Below are 22,642 nucleotides of genomic sequence, written 5' to 3' on the forward strand. Positions count from 1 at the left end.
GGCTTATCCTACGGCATCGAGCAGGGCCGACAGCATGTCGTCGACGGTTTTCATCATGCGCGCCGAGGCCTGATAGGTGTGTTCGAGGTCGAGCAGCAGCGACATCTCCTGGTCGACATTGACGCCGGTGTCGTTGGACAGCGCCTCGGCGGTGCGCGATGCCAGCGCTTCCTTGGCGTCTGCATTGCTCGAGGCCTGCTGGCGCTGGCCTTCGAACCAGCCAATGGCATTGGCGGCGTAGTCGGAGACGCTGGACGTCACGGTGATGCCGGCCGCAGCGTCGAAAGGCATCGGCTTGTCGAGCTTGTCGCCATAGCCGATCAAGAGCTGCGAATAGGAGGCGTTGCCGGCGGTGTTGGCGATATACGCCGCACCATTGGCGCCGCCGTCGCGCAGCAGCACCGGATTGCCGCCGACGCTCGGGTCCATTGCGGCGTTGACCTTGATGGAGCCGGCAAGCCCGTCGATCAGCGTGCCGGCGGCCGGAATGGCGGGCGCACCCGACCAGGTGAACAGGCCGGTTCGGTCGGGCTGCGAAGGTGCTGTTTCGGCAAAGGCGGTGATGAGGCCGCGCGCCACTTCGTCGAGCTGGCTCTGCATCGTCGCCGCGACGCCGTCGCGCAAGGTAATGAGCCCGGCGAGCTTGCCGTCGGCGCTGGTGTTGCCGCCAGCCCCGGCGCTGACCGGCACATTGTCGATGTAGATGGTGTTGCCTGGTGTGCCGGCCGTGTAGCCCGCCGACGGGGTGAAACTTACCGAGCGCGGAATGGTCTCGAACAGTGTCGTGCCATCCTTGGTGGTGATGACCATGTCGTTGTCGCCCCGCGTGAAGGTCGACACCGGCACATAGTCCGCGATCTTCTTCAGCAAAGCGTCGCGCTGGTCGAGCGCGTCGGATGCGTCGGTACCCGAACGGGTTGCGGAGATGACCGCCTTGTTGGCGTCCTGGAACTGACTAAGCAGCGAGTTGAGATCGTTAACCGCCGTTGATATCTCGCCATCGGCCTGGGTGCGGAAATCCTGGATCGCGTTGGTGCCGTCGTTCAGAGCGCGCACCACCTGCTGGGCCGCGTCGATGACGCTGGAGCCGAGGTTCTGGTTGGATGGCGTAGCGGCGTAAAGCTGCAGCGCGTTCTGCAGCTTGCCGATCGCGGTCGAGGCAGAGGAGGCGTTGTCGACGCCGTTGACGGCAACGGCGAGGCGGTCAATTCCGCTGTAAAGCGTGCTCTGGCCGCTCCATGCCGATTGCGCGCTAAGGTTCTGGCGAAACAGCAGGGCGTTGGTGGCGCGCTGGATCTCGACCGAGCGGGCGCCGGGCGCGCTGCTGACGACGACCGCCGTGCGGCGGGCATAGTCGGGGTTGCTGGCGTCGGCAATATTGCGGGAAAGGACGCTGGTCTGCTTCGATGTGGTCTGAAGCGACTGTTGGGCTATGGTCAATGCGGAAGTCAGCGACATGCGGGTCTTTCACGAGGCCAGTGGGGAGGGGATGACGTCTCTGCCCTGTCGGCGGCGTCGGCGTTCGGAAACCTGCAATTCCAGACCACCCCGGCCGGTTTGCCGGTGTGGCCTTGAATTCGAAATCCGCGCACCGCGCTGCTCTGGTTTGGGTTCATTCCCCTGGCGCCCGTCGTTTATCTCTTCAGGTTGACAAGGACATCCATGAGGTCGGAACCGGTCTGGAACACTTTCGAGTTAGCGGTGTAGCTGCGCTGCGCCGCGATCATGTTGGTCAATTCCTCGGCGATATCGACGTTGGAATTTTCCAACGCGCCGGAGATGATGCTGCCGAGCTTGCCTTCATTGGCGAAGCCGATGCGCACGGTGCCGGAGTCGGTGGACTGCGCATAGACATTGCCAGGCAGTGCGGTGAGGTTGTCGGCGCTCTGGACGTCGGCCAGTGGGATCTTGAACAGCGGCTTGGTCGAGCCGTCCTGATACTGGGCGTAAATGACTCCGTCCTCGCCGATCTGGATCTTTTCGATCGTGCTGGGCGCGTTGCCGTTGACCTTGGCTTCGGAGACCGTGAAGCCGGTGCCGAGCTGAGTCAGCTTGGACAAATCGAGGTCGAGCGACGCACCGCCCGGTACGGGGATCGTTATGCTGTCGACCGCGCCGGTTAGCTTGCCGGTGGTGGTGTCGAAGGTCAGGTTGGCCGTGGCCAGCGCGCCGCCCGTATAGGGGAAGGATGTGCCCGGCGTCGCCTGGGACTGGTCGAACACAGAGACCGACCAGGCGCCGGTGCCGGTGTTGGTGAAATAGACGTCGAGCAGCTTCTTGTTGCCGAGATTGTCGTAGGTGACCATCGAGGACTTCGACGTGTATTCGGCGGTCGGGCTGTTGGTGGAAGGCAGCGGACCGGCGGGCGGCGTGGCGCCAGCCGGCAGATTGGCGTTGAAATTGCCTGTGGTGCTGGGCGTCGCCGTCATTTCCTGGTCGGAGATCTGGACCGGAACCAGCCCTTCGAAGCCGTTGGCGGTGGCTGCCGGCGTGCCGTTGGCGTAGCTGTATGCCATCAGCTGGTAGCCGGCGGCGTTGACCAGCCTGCCCTGAGCGTCGGGAACGAATGCGCCGGCGCGGGTGAGGAAAGGCGTTCCGCTGGGGTCCTGGACGACGAAGAAACCGTTGCCGTTGACCGCAAGGTCGGAAACCGAGGTCGTGTACTGCAGCACGCCCTGGGCGCTGATGGCCGAGCGGATGGTGGTGTTGACGCCGCCGGAATTATAGGCGCCGCCGACCTGCGGCATGATCAGCGTCGAAAACTCGGCCGAGGATCGCTTGTAGCCGGTGGTGTCGGAATTGGCGATGTTGTCGGCTGTCGCCGAAAGGCGGTTGGCCTGCGCGTTCATGCCGGAAACGCCGGTCCGCATCATTCCGTAAAGGCTCATCGAAACGTCTCCTCAATGCCCAACATCGTTGGGCCCATGTCTGTGGTCGCGAGGATATAATTTTTGTCTTGCGCGAGGCTGGCGCAGACCGGCATCAGAACACCAGCCGGTAGCCGAGGAAGCGCTTGGAATCTATCGGGTCCTGGCCGAGCTTTTCGCGCAGCTTCTTGCGCAATTTGGAGATGTGGCTCTCGACGACGTTCTCCTCGACCTCTTCGTCGAAGATGCCGTAGATGGCGTTGAAGACCTGGGTCTTGGTGACGCGGCGTCCGCGGTTGCTCGCCAGATATTCGAGGATGCGGCGTTCGCGGCGCGGCAGAGGCAACGGCTGGCCATCGATCTCGGGATCGCGGCCGTCCATGAAGATGCGCATGGCGCCGATCTCGGTATAGCTGACGTCCTCATGGGCGCGGCGGCGGATGGCGGTGATGCGGGCCAGGATCTCCCGGATATGGACCGGCTTGCGGATGACGTCGTCGACACCGCTCTCGAACAGCCGCAGCGTATTTTCAAGCGAGTGCTGTTCGCTGAGCGCGATAACCGGAGCGCCGGTGCGGTCGCGGATCTGGCGTGGCGAGATGGCGCCTTCGCGGCAGTCGCCGATGAGGAAGGCTCGGACCGATCGCAAATCCGTGTCGGCGGCCGATGTCACCCACTCGCCGAATTCACCGGACGCGAAGCCTGCACAGGCGACGCCCTCACGATCGAAAAGTGAATTATAGCCTTCAGTTACGAGCTCACGCTCGTCAACGATTACAATCATCGGCCCCGCCTCCGAATCAGATCATCTGCCCCGTGGGAAGAGCCGTAACCGGTGCCGGGAATCCTGAACAACCATCATTTCTTGTAGCTATTTTCTTGGGAGTTATTTCGAGTTTCGAAATAACCGCAATCAGGAGGTTGTATCGTTGGTTGCCGAACGGGTGACGTGGCACGTCACCCGCCGGGCGTGGATTTGCAGCCGTTCGCAAGAGATGATTCACCTAATGGTTGCAGAAGTTGCGGGCGTTCGGGGTCCATTTGCCGAAGCCGGTGGCGACCATATTGGCGATGACGCGGCAGACATAGAATTTCTGCGCGGGGTCATTGTCGGGGCCGGCGTGGTAGCGGGCGACGGCCATCGACCAGCTGACATGACGCGCATGCAGGCTGGCCAGGAAGCGCGCGGCATAGTCGACATTCTGGCGCGGGTCCAGCATGTCGTCGACGCTGCGGAAATGCGCGGCGTGATAGTGATGGTTGATCTGCATGCAGCCGAGATCGATGAGTGTCTTGCCCTCGCGCCGGGCTGCTTCGAAGGCGGCCAGGGCCTCGGTGCGGTTCCTTGGAAATACCGCTTTCCCCTCTATATTCAACGCATTAGGCTGCAGGCTTCCCTTCTTGCCGGTCTCGGTCAGTCCGACCGCATAGAGGATGCCGGCCGGCACGCCATAGCGATCGGCGGCACGCAAAATCTCGGGCTCGCAAGGGTTGGTGGCGGCGGTGGCCGGCTTGGTGGCGAGGCTAGATAAACATATCGTCGCCAGCACGCTCGCGAGCAGGCGCGCCAGCGCGGCCGAATTCCTGGGCATCGTCATTGCGGTTTCTTCCCGACTGGTGGCCGCCCGAACCCGTATTGTTGCCGCTCGAGTTTCCGGGCTGAAAAGCGGACTGGTCGCGGCCTTGCGGCATTGGATGCGAGTTCGCTGCATCGCTGCGGGCCGCTGCGTGGATCGCTATCGAGGGTTGCAGGATGGTCACCTTGTCGACATCGAAGCCGAGCCCGCGCAACGACTTCACGATGGCGTCGCTGTCGGTGGCGAGACGGCGGTAAGCCTCATGGGTTTCGGGCTTCAATTCTATCGAAAGTTGTTCTCCGGAAAGCCTGAGACTGGCGGTGACCATGCCGAGCTCTGCCGGGTGAAGCTCGATCTTCAATATATGTGTCGGAACGGCAACAGAACCGGCCGTCTGGGCGGTCGTCGACGGCGTCGAAACCGCTTGCCGCAGGCCGTTATCCGAAGCCAGCGCGTCGATAAGCGCCGAAGTCGTTTGGTTTATCGGACTATGCGCCGGCGCGGGGAAGCTCTGTTCGGCGACAATGTCGACGCGCGCAGCGAATGGCGGCTGTTTTCCCTGTGTGGACGATGCCGCGGAATGGGCTCCATCGACGGACTTCGCCGACGGCGCGGACCGTTTTGCCTCGGGTGCCGAAACGTCGCTTGCCGTCTGGCCCGCCGGTAGAGGAGGCGTCGGACCATCCTGGTGCGGCAGTTTGCCGGACTGGAGCCCGATCGCGGGCAGCTTTTGCCCCTGATCCTGTGCGGAAACGCTGGTACCGGGCTTGGCCCGTTCCGATCGCGTCGTCGTGTCGAGTCTGTTGTCAATGCCGGACGCTGCGCGGTGTCTCTTCAGAGGCGACGTCTGTGCAGAAGTGGCCTCGCCAGCGGGCGCCGGTTGCCCAGTCTGTCCATTCGTCGCGATGCCGTTCCCGCTTGTCCGGACCGTTGAGAAATGCCTGATATCGTGCAGCGCCAGCACCAGTGGCAAATGATCCTGCAGCGATCCTGCATCCGCGTCTCGTCCGGCCACCTCAGCGTCCTTGGATGGTTTGTCCGGGCCACTATCGGCATGTTCTTTTGCGGCCTTGCCGGCAGCGGATTTCGTCCCCGTTTTGCCAGACTGGGTGTGTGGGATTTCGCTTTTGCCGGGACCGGCAGGGCTGCGTTTGGCCCAATGCAGCTCGTGCGACGCGGCCTCAATTGCTCCCTGGCCTATCGGTGTCGGCGCATCGTCGTCGCCGCGCACCATGTCGCCGAAGCTTTTGTCGCCGCCCTTGGCGTTTGAGGCCGACTGCTTCGATCCGGCGTGCGCGGGAGCCGGCAGGGCCTGGCCAACATTGGTGGTCATTTCGGGGCTGCTCCAAGCATCTGGTCGATCAAATCGAGCTGGCGACGCGTCCTCGCCATGGCGGCGTCGGTGGGATCGGTAGGCTCTACTGCGGCGGGGGCCGGCACCGATGCCGGCACGACCGGAGCCGCATCGCTGGCCGAGGCGACTGCAGGCGTTTCCGCCGCCTTTGGCTCGGGCGTGCTCGGTGCCTGCGCGGCCGGCTCACTTGCCGCCTTCGGTCGGTCGGTTGCGGGCTGTTCACTCGACGTTGTGGCGGCTGGCTGTTCCGGCATCGCGCCTTCGACCGGCGGCAGCTCTGGCTCGTCGGGTCTTTCCACGGCCGCGGTCTTGACCGGCTCCTGCCTGGCCGCGGCAGGTGCGGGCTTTTCGGCAGGCAGCGGCGCCGGCGGGGCGATGACTTCACCCGCCACGGCCTGCGCGGCATCGAGCAGGTCGCGGTCGCTTTGCGAAAGCTGGTTGCGATCGATCTTGTCCAGCTTGGCGCGGACCTCGCCGATGGTGCCGGACGTTACCGTGGACAGGCTGGAATAGAGCTGGGCGCGCGGATCGTCCTGATTGTGGATGCCGTCGCGGCCCCGTTCAGCCCTGGCCGAGGCAAAGGCGGAGAGATCGGCAAAGCCGTCGATCGCGGCGCGGCGGGCGATGCGCAGATAGATCACCTTCTCGCGTTCTGGATCCATCATTGCGGTGATGTCGGCGAGCTTGTCCTGGCTGATCGCCATGTGCAGCGTGATGACGCCGGAGACGAAGGCGTCGGCGAACTGGCTGGCATAGGGCGAATAGAGGTAGTCTTCGACGTATTGGGTTGAGGCAAGCGCGAAACGCGCACCGTCGCCTTGCGCGGCGGCGATGCCGACCGAGCGGCGCAGTGCTGCTTCCTCGACCAGCGTGCCGGGGCTGAGCAGGCGAGCATCGTCGAGCAGCGCAAGCGCGCTGACCGGTTGCTCGGTGGCGAGAAGCGAGCCCTTGACCAGCGCCAGAAAGGCACCGACATCGGGGGGCAGGGTCATCGGATCGATCGGCTTCAGCGCCTCGATCGCAGCCGCCTGCCGGCCGTTCAGATAATCGACAATGCCCTTGGCGATGGTCAGGCTTTGCGGGTCGGTCTTGGCGCGCGACACCGCCGCCTCGACGGTGACGGGGTTGCCGCCACTCATGCCATAGACCAGCAAGGCGCGAAAATTCTTCGGGTCGCTGAAATCATCTGCGTCCGCCGCGCGCAGCCTTGTGTCGGCCATTTCGAGCAGCTTGGCCTGCATCGGCAGCGCGGCGTGATCGCCGGCGGCGATGCGGTCCTGCACAAGCTGCAGCGAGCGCACCAGCTGATAGGGCTGCAAGCCGTCCTCGGCGAAGGCCGATGGCGGATGGACAGCGCTCAGCAGCAGCAGCCCGACGGCGCGGCCGATGATGGCGGCGCGCCTCATCCGTCGGTCGCCATCAGGATTTCGATGCGGCGGTTCGCGGCCGCCATCGGGTCGGCTGCAATTTTCGGCTCGCGATCGGCGAAGCCGGCGACCTCGGTGATGCGGCGCTCGTCGACGCCGCCGCGCACCAGCATGTAATAGGCGGAATGGGCGCGCGCCGTGGACAGCCGCCAATTGTCGTAAGTGTCGCTGCGGAACGGCCGCGCGTCGGTGTGGCCGTTGATGCTGATCGTGCCTTTCTGCTCGTTGACGATGCGGCCGATCTTTTCCATCGCCAGCACCAGTTCACGCCTAGGCACCGCCGATCCGATCTCGAACATGCCGAAATCGAACTGGTCCGTGATCGAAATGACGACACCCTTGTCGGTGGCTTCGACGGAGACGCCATTATGCAATTTGTCGCCTGGCTTGAAGGCCTCGGCCAGTTCCTGCTTGACCTGCGCCGCGGCTCTAACAGTGGCGGCCGTCGGCGCTTTTTCCGCGGCTTCGGGTTTGGGTGCGGGTTGTGCTTCGGCGGCTTCGGCCTTTGCAATTTCAGCCTTCGCTGCTTCAGCCTTGGCCTCTGCTTTGGCTTCAGCCTTGGTCAGCGGCTTATCGGAAACGGATTTCGCCAGCGGCTCGAGCGGCGCCGCGGCCACTGGCGGCGCGGCCGGCACGGCCTTCACCTCCGCCACTTGCGTCTGTGCCGCCTTGTCACCCGGCTTCAGGGGATCGCCTTCGATCTTGGTGCGTTCGGCGGTGGCTTCGGCGCCTGGTGCAGCCACCTGCTGCGACCAGAAATCCGGCGCGAACGGGTCGCGGTAGGATTGGCCGCCGGATGCGCCGGTAGCCGGGCCGGACGCCTGCGCGCCGCCATCGCCCTTCTCGCTGACATTTTGCATGACGCCGGTGTCGGTGGCGATTTCCGACAGCACCGCATAGGGATCGGCAAACAGATGCTCGTCGGAAAGATCCGTCTTTGGCGCCGATTCCTTCGATTGCTTCTTGTCGGAAGTACCGGCGCCGCCGACGCCGTCCTGTCCGGCCTTGCTGGTCTTGTCCCGCGGGTCGTCCGCCGTCAGCCCGACCTTGCTCGGGCCATCGCCGAGGTCTTCGAGGCCCTTGCGGCTGGCGTTGCGATCGACCAGCTTGACCGGATTGAAGTAGCTGGCGACGGCTGCCTTGGTCTGCTCGTTGGCGGCGTTGATCAGCCACATGACGAGGAAGAAGCACATCATGGCAGTCATGAAATCGGCAAAGGCGATCTTCCAGACGCCGCCATGGTGGGCGTCGTCGTGGTCGTCGTGGTTGCGCCGCACGATGATGATCTCATGCCTGGCGTCTCCGGCCTCGACAACGCTCATGACGTCCACTCGTTCGTAAGAGGGCCCTCGCTCATGACAGGGCCTCCGACAAGGCGGCCGACCATTCGGCAATGCGGGTTTCGAACACCGCCTCGTCAATGGCGACGGTAAGGTCGAAGCCGGGCGCCTCGACGAAATCGAGATTGGCCGCGCGTGGGCCGAGCGAAGCCTTCAGCGTCTCGAACAATGACAGCGGTCCGCGCACGGCGATGCGCACCGCCTCGCTGTCGCCGACGGCTTCGCGGATCGTGCCGGCAAGGGTTTCCAGCGAACGCTTCTGCAGATCGTCGCTGACAAGGCCGCCAATGATGCGCGCAATGGTGGCGCCGACGAGGTCGCTGACCTTGGCCTCCATGATCTCGATACGGGCAGTGACGACCGCGCCGAGATCGCCGCCGAAACTTTCCAGAAAGGCCTTTGCTTCATCGGCGTTGGCCTGTCTCTGCGCCTCGAGCGCTGCCTGGTGGGCGATGGCAAGGCGGGCTTCAAGGGCGGCTTCGGCATCGATGACCGCTTCGGCGATCAGCGCGCCGATGTCGGCCTGCGGCGCCGACGTCTCCGGCCTTGGCTCGGCCATGGCGGCGAGCGAGGGCTGGCCGGCACGCTGGCTGCGTGCGCCGAAATCCGGCAAAAGGTCGAAAAGCGCTGCCGAGGCCATGGTCTATACCGCTGCTTCCTGGGCCGCCCATTTGCGCAGGATCTGCGCGGTGCGCTCCTCATTGATGTCGACCATGCGGGCAAGCCGCTCCTGCGGCGCCGGCCTGATCTTCTGACGAAGATCGTCGAGTGGAGTCGGGCCTGGGCGGCTGCCGGGCAAGGCAGCCGGCGCCTGTTCGGCGCTGGCGGCTTCGGGTGTCGGCAGTGAACGCTGGACGTCGTCGAAGCTCGGACCGGCAAGTGCCGGCGTCGGCCGCGCGCTCAGCGCGGTGGCCATCGGCCTCAGGCCGAAGAAGGCGACCAGGAACACCACGACGATGAAAGCGCCGGCGTTGATCATCGTACCGGCATGGGTTCCGATCGATGCCATTATGCCCGGCTGTTCGACCGCTTCGCCGTCCAGCCCGTCGATGAACTCGACCGCCGAGACATCGATGATGTCGCCGCGCTTGTCGTCGAAGCCGGTGGCCGAAGCCACCATTTTCTGGATGTCGGCGACGCGCTTGGCGATCTGTTCGGGTGTGGCGTCCTTGCCGAGGATGGTCATCAGCCGCTGCTGGTTGACGACGACGGCGATCGACATCTTGGTGACGGAATAGCCATTGGAGACTGTGGCGATCTTCTTGGAGTTGATCTCGTAATTGGTGATCTCCTCCTTGCGATCATTCTCCGATGACGTCTGCGGACCATCGGTGCTGGTCGCCTGGGTCTCGGGCAGGTTCTGCTCGACGGTGGCCGGGGTCGAGGCCTGCCTCTGATTGCTGTTTTCGTTGGCGCGCACCGACTGCACGGAACGCTCCACGCGTGACTCCGGATCGAAGATCGTCTCTTCGGTCTGGCGGGTGTCGGTGTTGACGTCGGCCTTGACGCTGGCGCGGAAATTGTCGGGGCCGAGATAAGGCGTCAGCGCGCGGCGGATGTTGTCGCCGATCTGCGCCTCGACGGTCTGCTCGACGCCGAGCGTGCGGGCAGCACTTGTGTTGGAGGGATCGTCGCCGGCGGCGAGAAGGTTGCCGTTGGAATCGAGCACGGTAACCTTGTCGGCCGACAGGCCCGGCACGGCGGCGGCGACGAGATGGCGGATCGACATGGCGCTCTTTTCGGCGTCGATGCCGGAATAGCGGATGACCACCGAGGCGGAGGGCTGCTGTTCGTCGCGGCGGAAATTGGCGCGCTCGGACATGACGATGTGAACGCGGGCGGCCTTGATGCCGGATATCGACTGGATGGTGCGGGCGATCTCGCCTTCCAGCGCGCGCACGCGGGTGATCTGCTGCATGAAGGAGGTCAGCCCGAGCGAGCCGACATTGTCGAACAGTTCGTAGCCGGCATTGGCGCTGGTCGGCAGGCCCTTTTCGGCGAGCAGCATGCGCGCCTGCGCGGTGGTGCCGGCCGGCACCAGCACGGAGGTGCCGTCGGAGCCGACGTCGAAGCCGATGCCGGCCTCGCCGAGCACCAGGCCGATCTGGTTCACGTCGGAGCGATCGAGCCCGACATAGAGCGTCTCATAGGCCGGGCGGTTGAGATAGACCGAGCCGATGCCGATGACGGCCATCACCAGCGCGGCAATGCCGGCCAGCATGGCAAGGCGCCTGACGCCAAATGCCCTGAGATTCGAGATGATGCTCTGGATCTGTTGCGGCACGATTCAAGCGCTCCCAGCATGATATTCCGTGGGAACACTAGACCGCGAAGCTTGTGCGAAGATGATAGAGCATGTCGCCCGGAAGTGTGCAGCGGTTCCGGGTCAACGACATGCGTCAAAACACACCCACAAAGCGAAAGGGCCGCGCTGTTGGCGCGGCCCTTATTCAAGGAAGAGAAAGCCGGGTCAGGCTTACTGCTTGAACAGCGCCAGGATCGACTGCGAGTTGCCGTTGGCGATCGACAGCGACTGGATGCCGAGCTGCTGCTGGACCTGGAGGGCCTGCAGCCGCGTGGATTCCTTGTTCATGTCGGCGTCGACCAGCGCGCCGACGCCCTTGTCGATGGAGTCCGAGAGGTTCGACAGGAAGCTCTTCTGGGTGTCGATGCGCGACTTGGCGGCGCCGAGATAGGCGGCACCCGTGGACAGCTTGGCAAGCGCCGTTTCAACGGCGCCGAGTGCGGTGTCGATGGCCGCCGGGAGGACCTGGGTGGTGCTGGGATCGAAGAAGGTCGTCGCCAGCAGAGCGCCGACGATGCCGCCAGTGCCAGGAAGATCGAGAACCTGCGTGTCGGCCGCCTTGACGTCGATGGTGTCGATGGCGACGGTCGTGCCGGTGCGGTTATAGGACGCGACGATCTTCAGGTCGGAGGTCGCAGCAGCGTCGTTCTGCAGCAGGTTCGAGCCGGCATAGGAGGCGTTGGTAACCGACGACTTGATCTGGTCCTGGATGGCCTTGATTTCGGTCGCGATCTTCTGCTGGTCGTCCTTGCTGGCGCTGCGTGCAGTGACCAGCTTGGCCTTGATCAGGTCGACCTGGTCCTTGATGTCGGTGATGGCGGTGTAGGCGGTATCGACCTTGCCGGCGCCGAGGCCAAGCGCGTCCTGAACGGCCGAAAGCGCCTTGTTGTCGGACTTCATCGTGGTGGCGATCGACCAGTAGGCGGCGTTGTCGCTGGCGGTGGCGACGCGGTAGCCGGTCGAAATGCGTGACTGGGTGGTTTCAAGCTGCTTGTTGGTGTTGTTCAGGCTCTGCAGCGCGGTCAGAGCCGAAGCGTTCGTCATGATGCTAGCCAAGATATTTACCCCTTTTCAAACACTGGCGTGTCCCGAACACGCCGGATCAACTTCATCAAGGGGGTAGGCATAAGCCCATCGACCGTATGGTCTGCCCGCCATGGAATGGTTAACCATGACTACCGGGATATGGTTAACGTCCTCTTAAACCAAGCCATTCAGGGCGCTGGCCAAGAGCAAAAATCGGCAGCCATTTAGCAAGACAATCAACAGCCGCAAAAAGAAATCGGGCCGCGCTGTTGGCGCGGCCCGACGGATGGTGTCAGTCGTAATGTCGAGAGATCAGCCGCGGAAGAGCGACAGGATCGACTGCGAGTTGCCGTTGGCGATCGACAGCGCCTGGATGCCGAGCTGCTGCTGGACCTGGAGGGCCTGCAGACGGGTCGATTCCTTATTCATGTCGGCGTCGACCAGAGCGCCGACGCCCTTGTCGATCGAGTCCGACAGGTTCGACAGGAAGCTCTTCTGGGTGTCAATGCGCGACTTGGCGGCGCCGAGCGAGGCAGCGCCGGTGGACAGCTTGGCAAGCGCGGTTTCAACAGTGCCGAGCGCGGTGTCGATGGCGGCGGGGGTAACCGCCGTGGTGCTCGGGTCGAAGAAGGCAGCGGCGAGCAGGCCGCCGACGATGCCGCCCGTGCCGGCGACATCGAGAACCTGCGTATCGGCAGCCTTGACGTCGATGGTGTCGATGGTGACGGTCGCGCCGGTACGGTTGTAAGCGGCAACGATCTTCAGGTCGGACGCAGCGGCAGCGTCGTTCTGCAGCAGGTTCGAGCCGGCGAAGTTGGCGTTGGCGACCGAGGACTTGATCTGCGCCTGGATGGCGTTGATTTCGGTCGCGATCTTCTGCTGGTCTTCCTTCGAGGCGCTACGGGCAGTGACCAGCTTGGTCTTGATCAGGTCGACCTGGTCCTTGACGTCGTTGATGGCGGTGTAGGCGGTGTCAACCTTGCCGGCGCCGAGGCCGAGGGCGTCCTGCACGGCCGAGTTGGCCTTGTTGTCGGACTTCATCGAGGTCGCGATCGACCAGTAAGCGGCGTTGTCGGAAGCGGTGGCAACGCGGTAGCCGGTCGAGATGCGGGCCTGCGTCTGCTCGAGGGATTTGTTGGTGTTGTTCAGGCTCTGCAGCGCGGTCAGCGCCGAGGCGTTCGTCATGATACTGGACATGGCTACTCGTACCTTGATTTTTACAGGGTGTTTTTGACATACCGGCTTTTCCGGTATGACGGAGCGGCATCATGCCAATGATCGTGAGACCCGATCACCCGCCATCTGCGAGCAATATGCGGGCAAGTCCCTACCAAAGGGCTAAACGGGACGGTTAACCGGAAATATATTGCATAAAACTTTAGCAAGGCGCCAACGGCGCGCGGACGATCAGGTGAAGGAGCGCACCAGGCTGCCGACAAGCAGGTTCCAGCCGTCGATGAGGACGAAGAACAGGATCTTGAAGGGCAGCGAAACGACGGTCGGCGGCAGCATCATCATGCCCATGGCCATGGTGATGGTGGCGACGATCAGGTCGATGACGAGGAACGGCAGCACGATCAGGAAGCCGATCTCGAAGCCGCGGCGGATTTCGGAGATCATGAAGGCCGGCACCAGGATGCGCAGGTCGACGCTGTCCTTGGCAACCACCTGGCCTCGCTCGCGGGCTAGGTCGGCGAACAGGTCGAAGTCCTTGTCGCGGACATTGTGCAGCATGAAGGTGCGGAACGGGTCCGAAATCTTTTCGAACGCCTCGGTCTGGCTGATCTGGTTGTCCATCAGCGGCTTGACGCCGGTGTTCCAGGCCTGGTCGAAGGTCGGCGCCATGACGTAGAAGGTCATGAACAGCGACAGCGAGATCAGGATCAGATTGGCCGGCGTCGACTGCAGGCCGATGCCGGCGCGCAGGATCGAGAAGGCGATGACGAAGCGGGTGAAGCTCGTCACCATGATCAACAGGCCCGGCGCCACCGACAGCACGGTGAGCAGACCGAACATCTGGATGATATAGCCGACGGTGGCGCCGTCGGCCTTGCCGATGCCGCCGAGATCGAGCTGCTGGGCGGCGGCGACAGAGGTGGTGGCGACGACGATCGCGGCGGCGAGGACGAGTTTTCTCATTCGAGCAGCAATGTCCTGATCAGAACCTGTTTGGCATGGCCACCGCTGCGGATTGCGGCGCGCTCCTCGAGGTCGGCTTTCAAATGCTGGTAGCCGCTGGCACCTTCGATCTGATGCATCTTCAGGGTGCGGACCATGGCCAGCAGGTCCTGGTGAATGCTTTCGGTGAGTTCGGGCGGCTGCGGCGCATCGTAGATCACCGACGCTTCCAGCCTTATCCAGGTGTCGGCAGGCGAAGCCAGATTGGTGGTGATCGGCGCCAGCTGGACAAGCGTCGGCCCGGTGCCGGGAGCATGTTCGGCCGCCTTGCTCGGTTGCTCGGCATTGGACTGGTTCTCCGGTGCGGCGGGCACAGGCACCGGTCCCCCGACGCCCTTCAGATAGCCGCCGGACATCCAGCCCATGCCGATCGCGGCGCCCGTCACCGCCAGCAGCATCGCAAGCTGGATGACAAGCGACGGGCCCTTTTTTTGCTGAACCTGTTCGACATTTGCCACGGCGCCGTTCTCCAGTCCTAAAAGGGGAGGACTTGGTCGAGGATCTGCTGACCGTAAGCGGGCTGCTGGATTTCGCTGACGCGGCCGCGGCCGCCATAGGAGATGCGCGCCTCGGCGATGCGTTCATAAGAGATGGTGTTTTCAGCGCCGATATCGGATGGACGCACCATGCCGGCGATGGTCAGCACCCTGAGCTCGTAATTGACGCGCACTTCCTGCGAGCCGCGGATCATCAAATTGCCGTTGGGCAGGACTTCGGTGACGACCGCGGCGACGTTGAGCTCGAGGTTCTCCGAGCGCTTGATTTCGCCGTCCGCATTGGTTTCGGTGGTGGAACTCAAGCCGGCGTCGCCCTTGCCGCTGGTGGTGGCACCTTCCCATCCGAGGTTGACGTCATAGCCGAGCTTGCGCCCGGCGGTGCGGCTGCGGTCGTTCTGGTTCTTGAAGTTGGCCTTGTCGTTGAGCTTGATCCTCACGGTGAGGATGTCGCCGTCGCGCAGCGCGCGTGGGTCGGTGAACAACCGGCTCTGGCGATCATCCCACAGCGAGAATTTCTTCACCGGCGCGGGTGGCGTTTCGGGATAGGAGTAGGGCGCATTGACGCTGCCGGTAATGCCGGTGCCGACCGGCGACAGCGCCGGCTCCCTGCCGATCTCCCTGGGGTCGGAGGCGCAGCCGGCAAGCACGGCGGCCGCGACCAGGGCGAGAATATGCGACTTCATGACGGATCTACCCTTCGGGCCGCGCTGGCCATGATGCCGGTGAGTGTGGCCGCTGCCTTCTGGTCCATCTCGTTGAGAATGACGCCGGCCTTGCGCGAATCGAGTTTCATCAGGATGGCAGCGGCGAGATCGGTGTTGACCATGGCCAGGCGCTCGGCCGCGGCATCCGGTTTCATGCCGGCATAAATCTTGACGACGCCATCCTCAGCGCGGGCCAGGAAGACTTCACGCCGCTTCAGCCATTGCTCGTATTCGGCGCGCTTGTCGTCCAGCGCCTTCATGCGGAGGTCGATGCCGGCCTGCAACTGCTTCAACTCTTCGGCCTGCAGCGCGTAACGGCGGTCGCGGGCGGCGTCGGCGATGTTGGAGCAGAAGCGCTGGATCTCGCTTTCATCGGGCACCTTCTCGCGGACCAGCTGCTGCACTGCCGCCGGCTGTTGTCCGCCAGGCAGAACCTGCCGCACCGCTTCTTCCGCGCGGACAGTGCCGCCGGCAAGGACGGTGGCGGCGATGACGCAAGCTGCCAAGGCTGCGCTTCGGCGGTGCTGCTTTTGGGAAAAGAAATCGATCATCGGCATGGCCTATTGGAGAACCAGATCGGCCTGCAAAGCGCCGGCCGACTTGATGCCTTGCAAAATGGCAATGATGCCGTCCGGCTTGACGCCGAGACGGTTGAGGCCAGACACCAGCGTTTCGAGGTTCGGTCCGTCGAGCACATTGACGCGGGCGTCAGGCCGCGTGGCATCGATGGTGGTGAAGGGTTCCTCCGCTGTCACGCCCTTGGAGAACGGTTCGGGCTGGACGATCTTCGGCTGCTCGGTGATGCGCACGGTGAGCGTGCCGTGGCTGATCGCCACCCGCGAGATCTTGACCTCGTTGCCGATGACGATGGTGCCGGTGCGTTCGTCGATGACCACGCGCGCCGGCGTGTCGGTCTCGACCACCAAATTCTCGATCTCGGCATAGAAACGCGCCGCCGAAACGTTCTTCGGCCGCCTGATCTGCACGGTGCGCGCATCGCGCTCCGCCGCCACGCGCATGCCGAAGCGCTGCGAGGTGTAGCCGTTGATGGCGTCGGCGATGCGGACGGCAGTGGAGAAATCGGGATTGCGCAATTGCAAGGTGAGCAGCGCCTGGTCCTCGAATTCGGCGCGCACCGTGCGCTCGACGATGGCGCCGTTGGGCACGCGGCCGGCCGTCGGCACGCCCTGCGTCAGCTTTTCGGCATCGCCTTGGGCAGTGAAGCCGGAAACGATGACCGAGCCTTGCCCGACAGCATAGATCTCGCCATCGGCCGCCTTCAGTGGCGTCATTATCAGCGTGCCGCCGGCAAGCGATGTGGCGTCGCCCATGGAGGAGACGTCGATGTCGATGCGGGCGCCCGACTGCACGTAAGGCGGCATGTTGGCGGTGACGATGACGGCGGCGACGTTCTTGGCCCGCGCGCTGCCACCTTCGGTGGCGATGCCGAGATTTTCGAGCATGGCGCGGATCGACTGTTCGGTGAAGGGCGAATTGCGCAGGCTGTCGCCCGATCCGGCGAGGCCGATGACGAGGCCGTAGCCGACGAGCTGGTTGTCGCGCGAGGCCTGCAGCTGCGCGATGTCCTTGATGCGCGATGCGACCTGGCCGGGTGGCAGAGAGCTTGGGCCGTTGGACACCCTGAACATGCGGCTGGTGGTGGCCGGATCATATTCGGGATGGACAAAGGCGCCGCCATTCTGGCCGGCAAGATCGCGCTTTTGCTTCGGCGTAAGACCGTCGGCCAGCGCCGGCTGCAGGCCGACAACGGCCGCGAGCAGAAGGGCAGCTCCGCGTCTCATGACGCGCTGACCCGGATGGTGCCGTCCGCCATCACCGTGCCGGAAAAGATCTTGCCGCTGTCTGTGTTGCGGACCTTGATCAAATCGCCGGCGGCACCCGGCTGCAGCGACACCGCCGTAGCCGAAATGGTGAGGTCGCCGGCGATGAAATAGACCTGCACGGCAGCACCTTGTTCGACCAGCCAGGAATCGCGGATGGCGGCGACCGGGATATAGCGGCCGGGCAGCAGCGTGCGCTTGGCAACCTTGCCCTGCAGTTCCTGCGCCTGCGTGGCAACCGCATCCGGCCTGTGCTTGCCGGGGAGCAACGTCACCGGCTTCAACGCGCCTTGGTCGATCATCTCGCCGGGATAGATGACCCGGTTGGGGATCAGCACGACCTCGCCGGTCGCCTGAGTGCTCGCAACCTGGGTGCTGTTCTCCTGATTTGCGGTCTCTTGCGCAAACGCCGGAACGCTGCCGGCCACCAGCGCGAGGATCAGCGCGGTGCGGCAGAGCGCGGAGCGGGAGGCCGGAGAGAGCATCAAACCTTACCTGATGTTCTTGGACACGACGGAGGCCATGTCGTCGGCGGCCTGGATGACCTTGGAGTTCATCTCATAGGCGCGCTGCGCCGAGATCAGCTCGGTGATTTCCTTGACCGGATCGACGTTGGAGGCCTCGAGATAACCCTGCTCGACCGAGGCGAAGCCGGGATCGCCGGGCACGCCGACATTGGCCGGGCCGGAGGCCGGCGTCTCCTGGAACAGATTGTCGCCGAGCGGCGCGAGGCCGGCTTCATTGGCGAAGTTGGCGAGCTGCAGCTGGCCCAGCAGCTGGAGGTCGGTCTGGCCGTCGATGCGGGCAAAGACCTGGCCGGTCTTGTTGACGACGACTTCGATGGCATCGGTCGGCACGGTGATGGCCGGGATGACATTGGCGCCGTCGACGGTCACCAGCTGGCCGGTGGCGTTGGTGTTGAAGGCGCCGGCGCGGCTGTAGAGCGTGCCGCCGTCGCCGCCCTCGATCTGGAACCAGCCGCGGCCGGTCAGCGCCATGTCGAAACTGTTGCCGGTCGAGGTCAGTTCGCCCTGGGTATGGACGTTGCGCACCGCCGTCGTCTTGACGCCGAGGCCGATCGAGACGCCTTCCGGCACCAGCGAGGAATTGGAGCGGTTGGGCACGCCCTGTGTGCGGTCGACCTGGTAGAGCAGGTCGGAGAATTCGGCCCGCGCGCGCTTGTAGCCGGTGGTGTTGATGTTGGCGATGTTGTTGGCGATGACTTCCAGATTGGTCTGCTGGGCATTCATGCCGGTCGCTGCGATGGCGAGTGCTTTCACGGCAAGTTCTCCTCAGATGCCCATACGGCTGATTTCGAGATAGGCGGAGACGACCTTGTCGCGGATGGCGATCGTGGTCTGCAGGGCCTGCTGGGCGCTCATGACGGCGTCGACGACCTGGCGGGTGTCGGCGTCGCCCCTCAGCGCCTGGATTGACACCTGCTCGGCATTCTGCAAGGTGTTGACGGTCTTTGAAGCAGCCTGGCTCAGCGCTTCGGCGAAGGTGGTGCCGATCCCGGTGCCGGCCGTCGGCGCCCTGGTGCCCTGGAACAGGTCGGTCGTGGTATCGGCGCCACCGATCTCCGGCTTGAGGGGAAGCGATCCGATACCGCCAATGCCGCTGATCATTACTGGTTCCTCATCAGGTCGATGGTCATGGAGATCAGATCACGCGCCTGCTTGATGACCTGAAGGTTGGCTTCGTAGGAGCGGTTGGCCTCGCTCATGTCGGCCATCTCGACCAGCACGTTTACATTGGGCATCTTGACGTAGCCCTTGTCGTCGGCGGCCTCGTTGCCGGGCTGGAATTCGACGGGAAAGTCGCTGGGGTCGCGGTCGATGGAGTTGACCTCGACCGTCGTGCCACCCGAGGCACGATCGAGTTCCGAGACGAAACTGATGGTCTTGCGGCGGTAGGGATCGGCGCCCGGGGTGTTGCCGGTCGACTGCGCGTTGGCAAGGTTTTCCGAAACGACGCGCAAACGGTCGGACTGGGCGCTGAGGCCGGACGCGGCGATCTTGAGGGCTGAGGTCAAAGCGTCCATGGTCAGCTCTTCACCGCCATCATCATCATCGAATGGAAGGCCTTGACGATCGCGGTGTTGAGTTCAAACGAGCGGCGGACCTCGCCGGCCTTCATCAGTTCGTTCTCGACCACCACCGTGTTCTTCGAGGGCATGATGGCGCCGGTCGTCTCTTCTGGCTTGACCGTGAAGCCGGCATTAGTGGCGGCAGTGCCGAGGTGGCCTGCCTGGGTGGCGGTCAGCGACACTGCCGTGCGGTCGAGCACCTTCTCGAACGGCTCGACATCGCCGGCGGTGTAGCCCGGCGTGTTGACGTTGGCGATGTTGCCGGCAATGGCCGACTGGCGCACCGACAGCCATTGCGACTGCTTGGCGGCGAGATCGAAAAGATTGACGGGCTCCATGGGGATCTCCGGGCTGGTACGTACAAGACTAGGCTGCCAGTCTTGCGCGGACCTTGCGCGGGTCGGGCGCTCGGCCCGTGCCGTTACTTCGAGAGTGCGACTACCTGGAGAGTTCGATCATCTGGTCGGTGCTGGTGACCATCACCCATTTGCCGCCGCGCTGCTCGATCGACGAGACCATGCTGGAATCGGGCAACTTCGAACCGCGCTGGACGATCCACAGGCCGGCATCGTCCTCGATCATGGCGCGGCCGTTGGCGACATGAACCATGCGGAATTTGGGGTCCGCCGGAAAGGGCTGTTCGTCGGGAACCTGGACCGGGACCTCGGGGTCCTGCAGCGTGCCGGTGGCGAACAGGTCGACATCGGGAACATCGTTTGCCGTCAGCGGCTGACCGCTGTTCTCCATCTGCGAGCCGCCGCTGACCCGCCCTGCATTGGTGCCGCTGCCGCCGAACTTGATCGCCTGCACGCCGAACTGGTCCTGATTGAAGAAGATATACCAGGGAAACAGCGCGCAGATCAGGCCAAGCGTGATGCCGAGCGCGGCAAAGACGATATCGCTGCGGCGGTCGGATTTCTTGTCGAGCCTGGGATATTGCGGCCTTGGCGGCTGCGGCCATTCGGTGACCGGGAACAGCCCGTCGAGAAGCGAGTCACGACTGGTCTCGATCGCTTCTTTGGGGCCGGCGCGAGGGGTCCTTGGCAATTCAGGCTTGACGACGCTGGGCAAGGCAGGCTCGGCCAAGCGAGGCACAGTGGACTCGACTACGCTGGCTACCCTGGGCAAGAATGGCCTGGCGGCCCTGGCCAGAATGGCCTCAGCCTTGGCGGCCTTGTCGAGATCGGCCTTTGCCCTGACAGCTCTCGCTTCGTTGGCCCGGGCTTCTTCCGCGGCACTGGCCTCTGCGATCATCTCGCGCAAAAGCCGCTCGGTGTACTGAAGCTCAGTCTCCTGCATCGACACTTTGCTTGCCTTTCAGATGACGGGCGAGGTCGGAGAATGCGTCGCTCGAGGCGCGATCCCTGGGCGACTGCGTCAGCGCCTCGTAGATCAGCGGCACCTGGCGCACGGCAATATCGAGCTCGGCGTCGGCGCCGCCCTGATAGGCACCGAGCAGGCGGATGTCGCGTGTGTCCTCGAAGCGCGAGATCATCGATTTCAGCCTGGTCACCAGCATGCGTTGCTCGGGGCTCCATGCCTTGTCGGCGAGGCGCGAGATCGACGACAGCGGATTGACCGGGGGGTAGCGGCCCTGTTCGGCAATGGCGCGGTCGAGCACGACATGGCCGTCGAGGATGCCGCGTACCGAATCGGCAACCGGGTCGTTGTGGTCATCGCCGTCGACCAGCACCGAGATGATGGCAGTGATCGATCCCTGTCCTTTGATACCGGGGCCTTCAGCGCCAGGTCCGGCGCGTTCGAGCAGCTTCGGCAGGTCGGTGAAAACCGAAGCGGGATAGCCGCGGGCGACCGGCGGCTCGCCGGTGCCGGTCGCCACCTCGCGCAGCGCATGGGCAAAGCGGGTAATCGAATCCAGCACCAGCAGCACGCGGTGGCCCTGGTCGCGAAAATGTTCGGCAACGCGCATGGCGGTATCCGGCGCGCGCCGGCGCATCATGGCGCTCTCGTCGCTGGTGGCGACGACGGCGACCGTCTTGGCCATGCTCTCTGCGCCGATCGTGTCTTCGAGGAATTCGCGTACCTCGCGGCCGCGCTCGCCGATCAGCGCCACGACCACGGTGTCGAAGGCGTCGGCGCCGGCCAGCATAGCGAGCAGCGTCGACTTGCCGACGCCGGAACCGGCAAAGACGCCGAGGCGCTGGCCGAGGCAGAGCGGCGTGAAGATGTCGATGACCTTGACCCCGGTCGTGAAGGCGGTGCCGACGCGCTGCCGCGCCATGGCGCCGGGCGTCGTGCCGTCGCCGCTCGCAGCCTCGCCGATCCTGATCAGCGGCGGGCCGCCGTCGATGACGCGGGTCAGCGCGTCGATGGCGCGCCCACGCCACGAAGCATGCGGCGTTACCGTCAGCGGGCCGCGGCGAAACACGGCGTCGCCGATGCCGGCGTCGGCGCTGCGTTCGAAAGGGGCGATGACGACTTCGTCGCGGCCGATCCTGACGATCTCGCCGCGGCGCGTGCCGGCATTGCCGCGCTGTTCGACGAGGTCGCCAAGCCTGGCGACTTCAGACAGGCCGCGCACCTTGTAATGCGTTGGCGAAACCTCCGAAACACGGCCGCCGCGCCGCAGCAACGTCTCGGTGTCATCGAAGCGGCGCCAGATCCGCTCCAGCGCAGCCAGCCGGTTTTCCGGTGCTGTCTCCGGTTGCCGTTCAAGCGCGCGTATCGATGATTTGCTGCTCGACATGCCGCTACGACTTGGAGCCGAGCGTCTTGATGGCGTCGTCGGTCGAGGCGTCGGTCTGGCGCATCAGCGCCGCCGTGTTCTCGAAGGCGCGCTGGACCATGATCAGGCGCGTCATCTCCAGCACCGGATTGACGTTGGATTCCTCGACATAGCCCTGCGCGACGCCGAGATCGGAACGGTCGGTGACTGGCTCCGGCGCACGCGCGGGCACGATGCCAGAATTGCCGTAGCGGACGAAATTCGGGCCGGGATCGAAATTGAACAGGCCGATGGCGCCGACGAGCTTGTCGCCCTGGCGCAGCGAGCCGTCGGCGCCCGCCTTGGGCGGACCGTCGCGCGGGTCGAGCTGGATCGGCGCACCGCCGGCGTCGAGCACCGGATGGCCTTCGAGCGACATCAACTCGCCGTTCTCGTTCATCGAAAAACGTCCGTCGCGCGTCATCACGGTGCCGGCCGGGGTGTCGATGCCGAACCAGGCATCGCCCTGGACGGCGAAGTCGAACGGGTTGCCGGTCTGCGTCATCGCGCCATGCGCGCCGGACAAATAGGTCTTGCCGGAGGAGGCGAAGGACACCGATTTGGGGCCGCTGCCGGAGACGACATCCTCGAACTTCACGCCGGTGGCGCGAAAGCCGATGGTCGAGGCGTTGGCGACATTATCGGCGATGGTGTCGAGACGGCGCTCAAGCGCGATCTGTGAGGAAAGGGCGACGTAAAGGCTGTCCTGCAT

At 64.3% G+C, this 22,642-nt stretch carries 24 protein-coding genes; all 24 read right to left on the minus strand.

Features of this window, described 5'->3' with window-relative positions; genetic code table 11:
* Nucleotides 1-3: 3 nt before the first annotated feature.
* The 24 genes from flgK to flgF all read right to left on the minus strand — a co-directional run bounded on the left by flgK (nt 4) and on the right by flgF (nt 22,642).
* On the minus strand, nt 4-1,458 hold the full coding sequence (flgK, locus tag NKJ76_RS00780; protein WP_023701067.1) for a flagellar hook-associated protein FlgK: 1,455 nt from the start codon (nt 1,456-1,458) through the stop codon (nt 4-6).
* Between the two features lie 176 nt (nt 1,459-1,634).
* Entirely contained in the window at nt 1,635-2,888 is a 1,254-nt protein-coding gene (locus tag NKJ76_RS00785) for a flagellar hook protein FlgE (RefSeq protein WP_023671890.1), read from the minus strand.
* 94 nt (nt 2,889-2,982) lie between these two features.
* Complete coding sequence (locus NKJ76_RS00790; protein ID WP_023683295.1) at nt 2,983-3,651, minus strand: response regulator transcription factor; 669 nt, start codon at nt 3,649-3,651, stop codon at nt 2,983-2,985.
* 220 nt (nt 3,652-3,871) lie between these two features.
* A complete protein-coding gene (locus NKJ76_RS00795; RefSeq protein ID WP_373432824.1) occupies nt 3,872-4,459 on the minus strand; it encodes a transglycosylase SLT domain-containing protein in 588 nt (195 codons plus the stop codon).
* Nucleotides 4,392-5,777 (minus strand): flagellar hook-length control protein FliK, encoded by a 1,386-nt coding sequence (gene fliK, locus NKJ76_RS00800; protein ID WP_023686354.1) that lies wholly within the window; start codon nt 5,775-5,777, stop codon nt 4,392-4,394. Before fliK ends, NKJ76_RS00795 begins: the two co-directional genes overlap by 68 nt.
* Nucleotides 5,774-7,204 carry a MotC family chemotaxis protein gene (locus tag NKJ76_RS00805; RefSeq protein ID WP_352536567.1) on the minus strand — a complete coding sequence of 477 codons (1,431 nt, stop codon included), beginning with the start codon at nt 7,202-7,204 and terminating at the stop codon, nt 5,774-5,776. The genes fliK and NKJ76_RS00805 overlap by 4 nt, the downstream gene beginning before the upstream one ends.
* Entirely contained in the window at nt 7,201-8,547 is a 1,347-nt protein-coding gene (locus NKJ76_RS00810) for a MotB family protein (protein ID WP_352536568.1), read from the minus strand. The genes NKJ76_RS00805 and NKJ76_RS00810 overlap by 4 nt, the downstream gene beginning before the upstream one ends.
* 31 nt (nt 8,548-8,578) lie before the next feature.
* A complete protein-coding gene (locus NKJ76_RS00815; protein WP_023686351.1) occupies nt 8,579-9,205 on the minus strand; it encodes a hypothetical protein in 627 nt (208 codons plus the stop codon).
* Nucleotides 9,206-9,208: 3 nt separating this feature from the next.
* Nucleotides 9,209-10,849, minus strand: a complete 1,641-nt coding sequence (fliF, locus tag NKJ76_RS00820) for a flagellar basal-body MS-ring/collar protein FliF (RefSeq protein WP_023686350.1) — start codon at nt 10,847-10,849, stop codon at nt 9,209-9,211.
* A 192-nt stretch (nt 10,850-11,041) separates the two neighbouring features.
* Nucleotides 11,042-11,926 carry a flagellin N-terminal helical domain-containing protein gene (locus NKJ76_RS00825; RefSeq protein WP_023683302.1) on the minus strand — a complete coding sequence of 295 codons (885 nt, stop codon included), beginning with the start codon at nt 11,924-11,926 and terminating at the stop codon, nt 11,042-11,044.
* A gap of 282 nt (nt 11,927-12,208) precedes the next feature.
* Nucleotides 12,209-13,093: a flagellin N-terminal helical domain-containing protein gene (locus NKJ76_RS00830; RefSeq protein WP_023683303.1), complete on the minus strand. Its 885-nt coding sequence runs from the start codon at nt 13,091-13,093 to the stop codon at nt 12,209-12,211.
* A gap of 210 nt (nt 13,094-13,303) precedes the next feature.
* Nucleotides 13,304-14,035, minus strand: a complete 732-nt coding sequence (fliP, locus tag NKJ76_RS00835; RefSeq protein WP_352536569.1) for a flagellar type III secretion system pore protein FliP — start codon at nt 14,033-14,035, stop codon at nt 13,304-13,306.
* Entirely contained in the window at nt 14,032-14,532 is a 501-nt protein-coding gene (locus NKJ76_RS00840) for a flagellar basal body-associated FliL family protein (protein ID WP_023733437.1), read from the minus strand. Before NKJ76_RS00840 ends, fliP begins: the two co-directional genes overlap by 4 nt.
* A 17-nt stretch (nt 14,533-14,549) precedes the next feature.
* Nucleotides 14,550-15,254, minus strand: a complete 705-nt coding sequence (gene flgH, locus NKJ76_RS00845) for a flagellar basal body L-ring protein FlgH (protein ID WP_352536570.1) — start codon at nt 15,252-15,254, stop codon at nt 14,550-14,552.
* Nucleotides 15,251-15,832 carry a MotE family protein gene (locus NKJ76_RS00850; protein WP_031201303.1) on the minus strand — a complete coding sequence of 194 codons (582 nt, stop codon included), beginning with the start codon at nt 15,830-15,832 and terminating at the stop codon, nt 15,251-15,253. Before NKJ76_RS00850 ends, flgH begins: the two co-directional genes overlap by 4 nt.
* Nucleotides 15,833-15,835: 3 nt before the next feature.
* Nucleotides 15,836-17,077 carry a flagellar basal body P-ring protein FlgI gene (locus NKJ76_RS00855; protein WP_352536571.1) on the minus strand — a complete coding sequence of 414 codons (1,242 nt, stop codon included), beginning with the start codon at nt 17,075-17,077 and terminating at the stop codon, nt 15,836-15,838.
* Nucleotides 17,074-17,601, minus strand: coding sequence for a flagellar basal body P-ring formation chaperone FlgA (gene flgA / locus NKJ76_RS00860; protein ID WP_352536572.1), 528 nt, complete (start codon nt 17,599-17,601; stop codon nt 17,074-17,076). Before flgA ends, NKJ76_RS00855 begins: the two co-directional genes overlap by 4 nt.
* 6 nt (nt 17,602-17,607) lie before the next feature.
* Nucleotides 17,608-18,396 (minus strand): flagellar basal-body rod protein FlgG, encoded by a 789-nt coding sequence (gene flgG / locus NKJ76_RS00865; RefSeq protein ID WP_023673650.1) that lies wholly within the window; start codon nt 18,394-18,396, stop codon nt 17,608-17,610.
* Nucleotides 18,397-18,408: 12 nt separating this feature from the next.
* The gene (gene fliE, locus NKJ76_RS00870) at nt 18,409-18,744 is read right to left on the minus strand and encodes a flagellar hook-basal body complex protein FliE (RefSeq protein WP_352536573.1); all 336 of its coding nucleotides are present in this window, start codon (nt 18,742-18,744) and stop codon (nt 18,409-18,411) included.
* A complete protein-coding gene (gene flgC, locus NKJ76_RS00875) occupies nt 18,744-19,160 on the minus strand; it encodes a flagellar basal body rod protein FlgC (protein ID WP_023686341.1) in 417 nt (138 codons plus the stop codon). Before flgC ends, fliE begins: the two co-directional genes overlap by 1 nt.
* A 2-nt stretch (nt 19,161-19,162) precedes the next feature.
* Nucleotides 19,163-19,543 (minus strand): flagellar basal body rod protein FlgB, encoded by a 381-nt coding sequence (gene flgB, locus NKJ76_RS00880; RefSeq protein WP_023683310.1) that lies wholly within the window; start codon nt 19,541-19,543, stop codon nt 19,163-19,165.
* A 100-nt stretch (nt 19,544-19,643) separates the two neighbouring features.
* Nucleotides 19,644-20,504, minus strand: a complete 861-nt coding sequence (locus NKJ76_RS00885) for a hypothetical protein (RefSeq protein ID WP_352536574.1) — start codon at nt 20,502-20,504, stop codon at nt 19,644-19,646.
* Nucleotides 20,491-21,912 carry a flagellar protein export ATPase FliI gene (gene fliI / locus NKJ76_RS00890; protein WP_023710976.1) on the minus strand — a complete coding sequence of 474 codons (1,422 nt, stop codon included), beginning with the start codon at nt 21,910-21,912 and terminating at the stop codon, nt 20,491-20,493. The genes NKJ76_RS00885 and fliI overlap by 14 nt, the downstream gene beginning before the upstream one ends.
* Nucleotides 21,913-21,916: 4 nt before the next feature.
* On the minus strand, nt 21,917-22,642 hold the full coding sequence (gene flgF / locus NKJ76_RS00895; protein ID WP_023671749.1) for a flagellar basal-body rod protein FlgF: 726 nt from the start codon (nt 22,640-22,642) through the stop codon (nt 21,917-21,919).

The organism is Mesorhizobium sp. M0029 (assembly GCF_040323735.1).
Taxonomy (GTDB): Bacteria; Pseudomonadota; Alphaproteobacteria; order Rhizobiales; family Rhizobiaceae; genus Mesorhizobium.

Coding starts and splice junctions, on each gene's coding strand:
- flgK (WP_023701067.1), bottom strand. CDS start 1,458: ATGTCGCTGACTTCCGCATTGACCATAGCCCAACAGTCGCTTCAGACC.
- NKJ76_RS00785 (WP_023671890.1), bottom strand. CDS start 2,888: ATGAGCCTTTACGGAATGATGCGGACCGGCGTTTCCGGCATGAACGCG.
- NKJ76_RS00790 (WP_023683295.1), bottom strand. CDS start 3,651: ATGATTGTAATCGTTGACGAGCGTGAGCTCGTAACTGAAGGCTATAAT.
- NKJ76_RS00795 (WP_373432824.1), bottom strand. CDS start 4,459: ATGCCCAGGAATTCGGCCGCGCTGGCGCGCCTGCTCGCGAGCGTGCTG.
- fliK (WP_023686354.1), bottom strand. CDS start 5,777: ATGACCACCAATGTTGGCCAGGCCCTGCCGGCTCCCGCGCACGCCGGA.
- NKJ76_RS00805 (WP_352536567.1), bottom strand. CDS start 7,204: ATGAGGCGCGCCGCCATCATCGGCCGCGCCGTCGGGCTGCTGCTGCTG.
- NKJ76_RS00810 (WP_352536568.1), bottom strand. CDS start 8,547: ATGAGCGTTGTCGAGGCCGGAGACGCCAGGCATGAGATCATCATCGTG.
- NKJ76_RS00815 (WP_023686351.1), bottom strand. CDS start 9,205: ATGGCCTCGGCAGCGCTTTTCGACCTTTTGCCGGATTTCGGCGCACGC.
- NKJ76_RS00830 (WP_023683303.1), bottom strand. CDS start 13,093: ATGTCCAGTATCATGACGAACGCCTCGGCGCTGACCGCGCTGCAGAGC.
- fliP (WP_352536569.1), bottom strand. CDS start 14,035: ATGAGAAAACTCGTCCTCGCCGCCGCGATCGTCGTCGCCACCACCTCT.
- flgH (WP_352536570.1), bottom strand. CDS start 15,254: ATGAAGTCGCATATTCTCGCCCTGGTCGCGGCCGCCGTGCTTGCCGGC.
- NKJ76_RS00850 (WP_031201303.1), bottom strand. CDS start 15,832: ATGCCGATGATCGATTTCTTTTCCCAAAAGCAGCACCGCCGAAGCGCA.
- NKJ76_RS00855 (WP_352536571.1), bottom strand. CDS start 17,077: ATGAGACGCGGAGCTGCCCTTCTGCTCGCGGCCGTTGTCGGCCTGCAG.
- flgA (WP_352536572.1), bottom strand. CDS start 17,601: ATGCTCTCTCCGGCCTCCCGCTCCGCGCTCTGCCGCACCGCGCTGATC.
- fliE (WP_352536573.1), bottom strand. CDS start 18,744: ATGATCAGCGGCATTGGCGGTATCGGATCGCTTCCCCTCAAGCCGGAG.
- flgC (WP_023686341.1), bottom strand. CDS start 19,160: ATGGACGCTTTGACCTCAGCCCTCAAGATCGCCGCGTCCGGCCTCAGC.
- flgB (WP_023683310.1), bottom strand. CDS start 19,543: ATGGAGCCCGTCAATCTTTTCGATCTCGCCGCCAAGCAGTCGCAATGG.
- NKJ76_RS00885 (WP_352536574.1), bottom strand. CDS start 20,504: ATGCAGGAGACTGAGCTTCAGTACACCGAGCGGCTTTTGCGCGAGATG.
- fliI (WP_023710976.1), bottom strand. CDS start 21,912: ATGTCGAGCAGCAAATCATCGATACGCGCGCTTGAACGGCAACCGGAG.
- flgF (WP_023671749.1), bottom strand. CDS start 22,642: ATGCAGGACAGCCTTTACGTCGCCCTTTCCTCACAGATCGCGCTTGAG.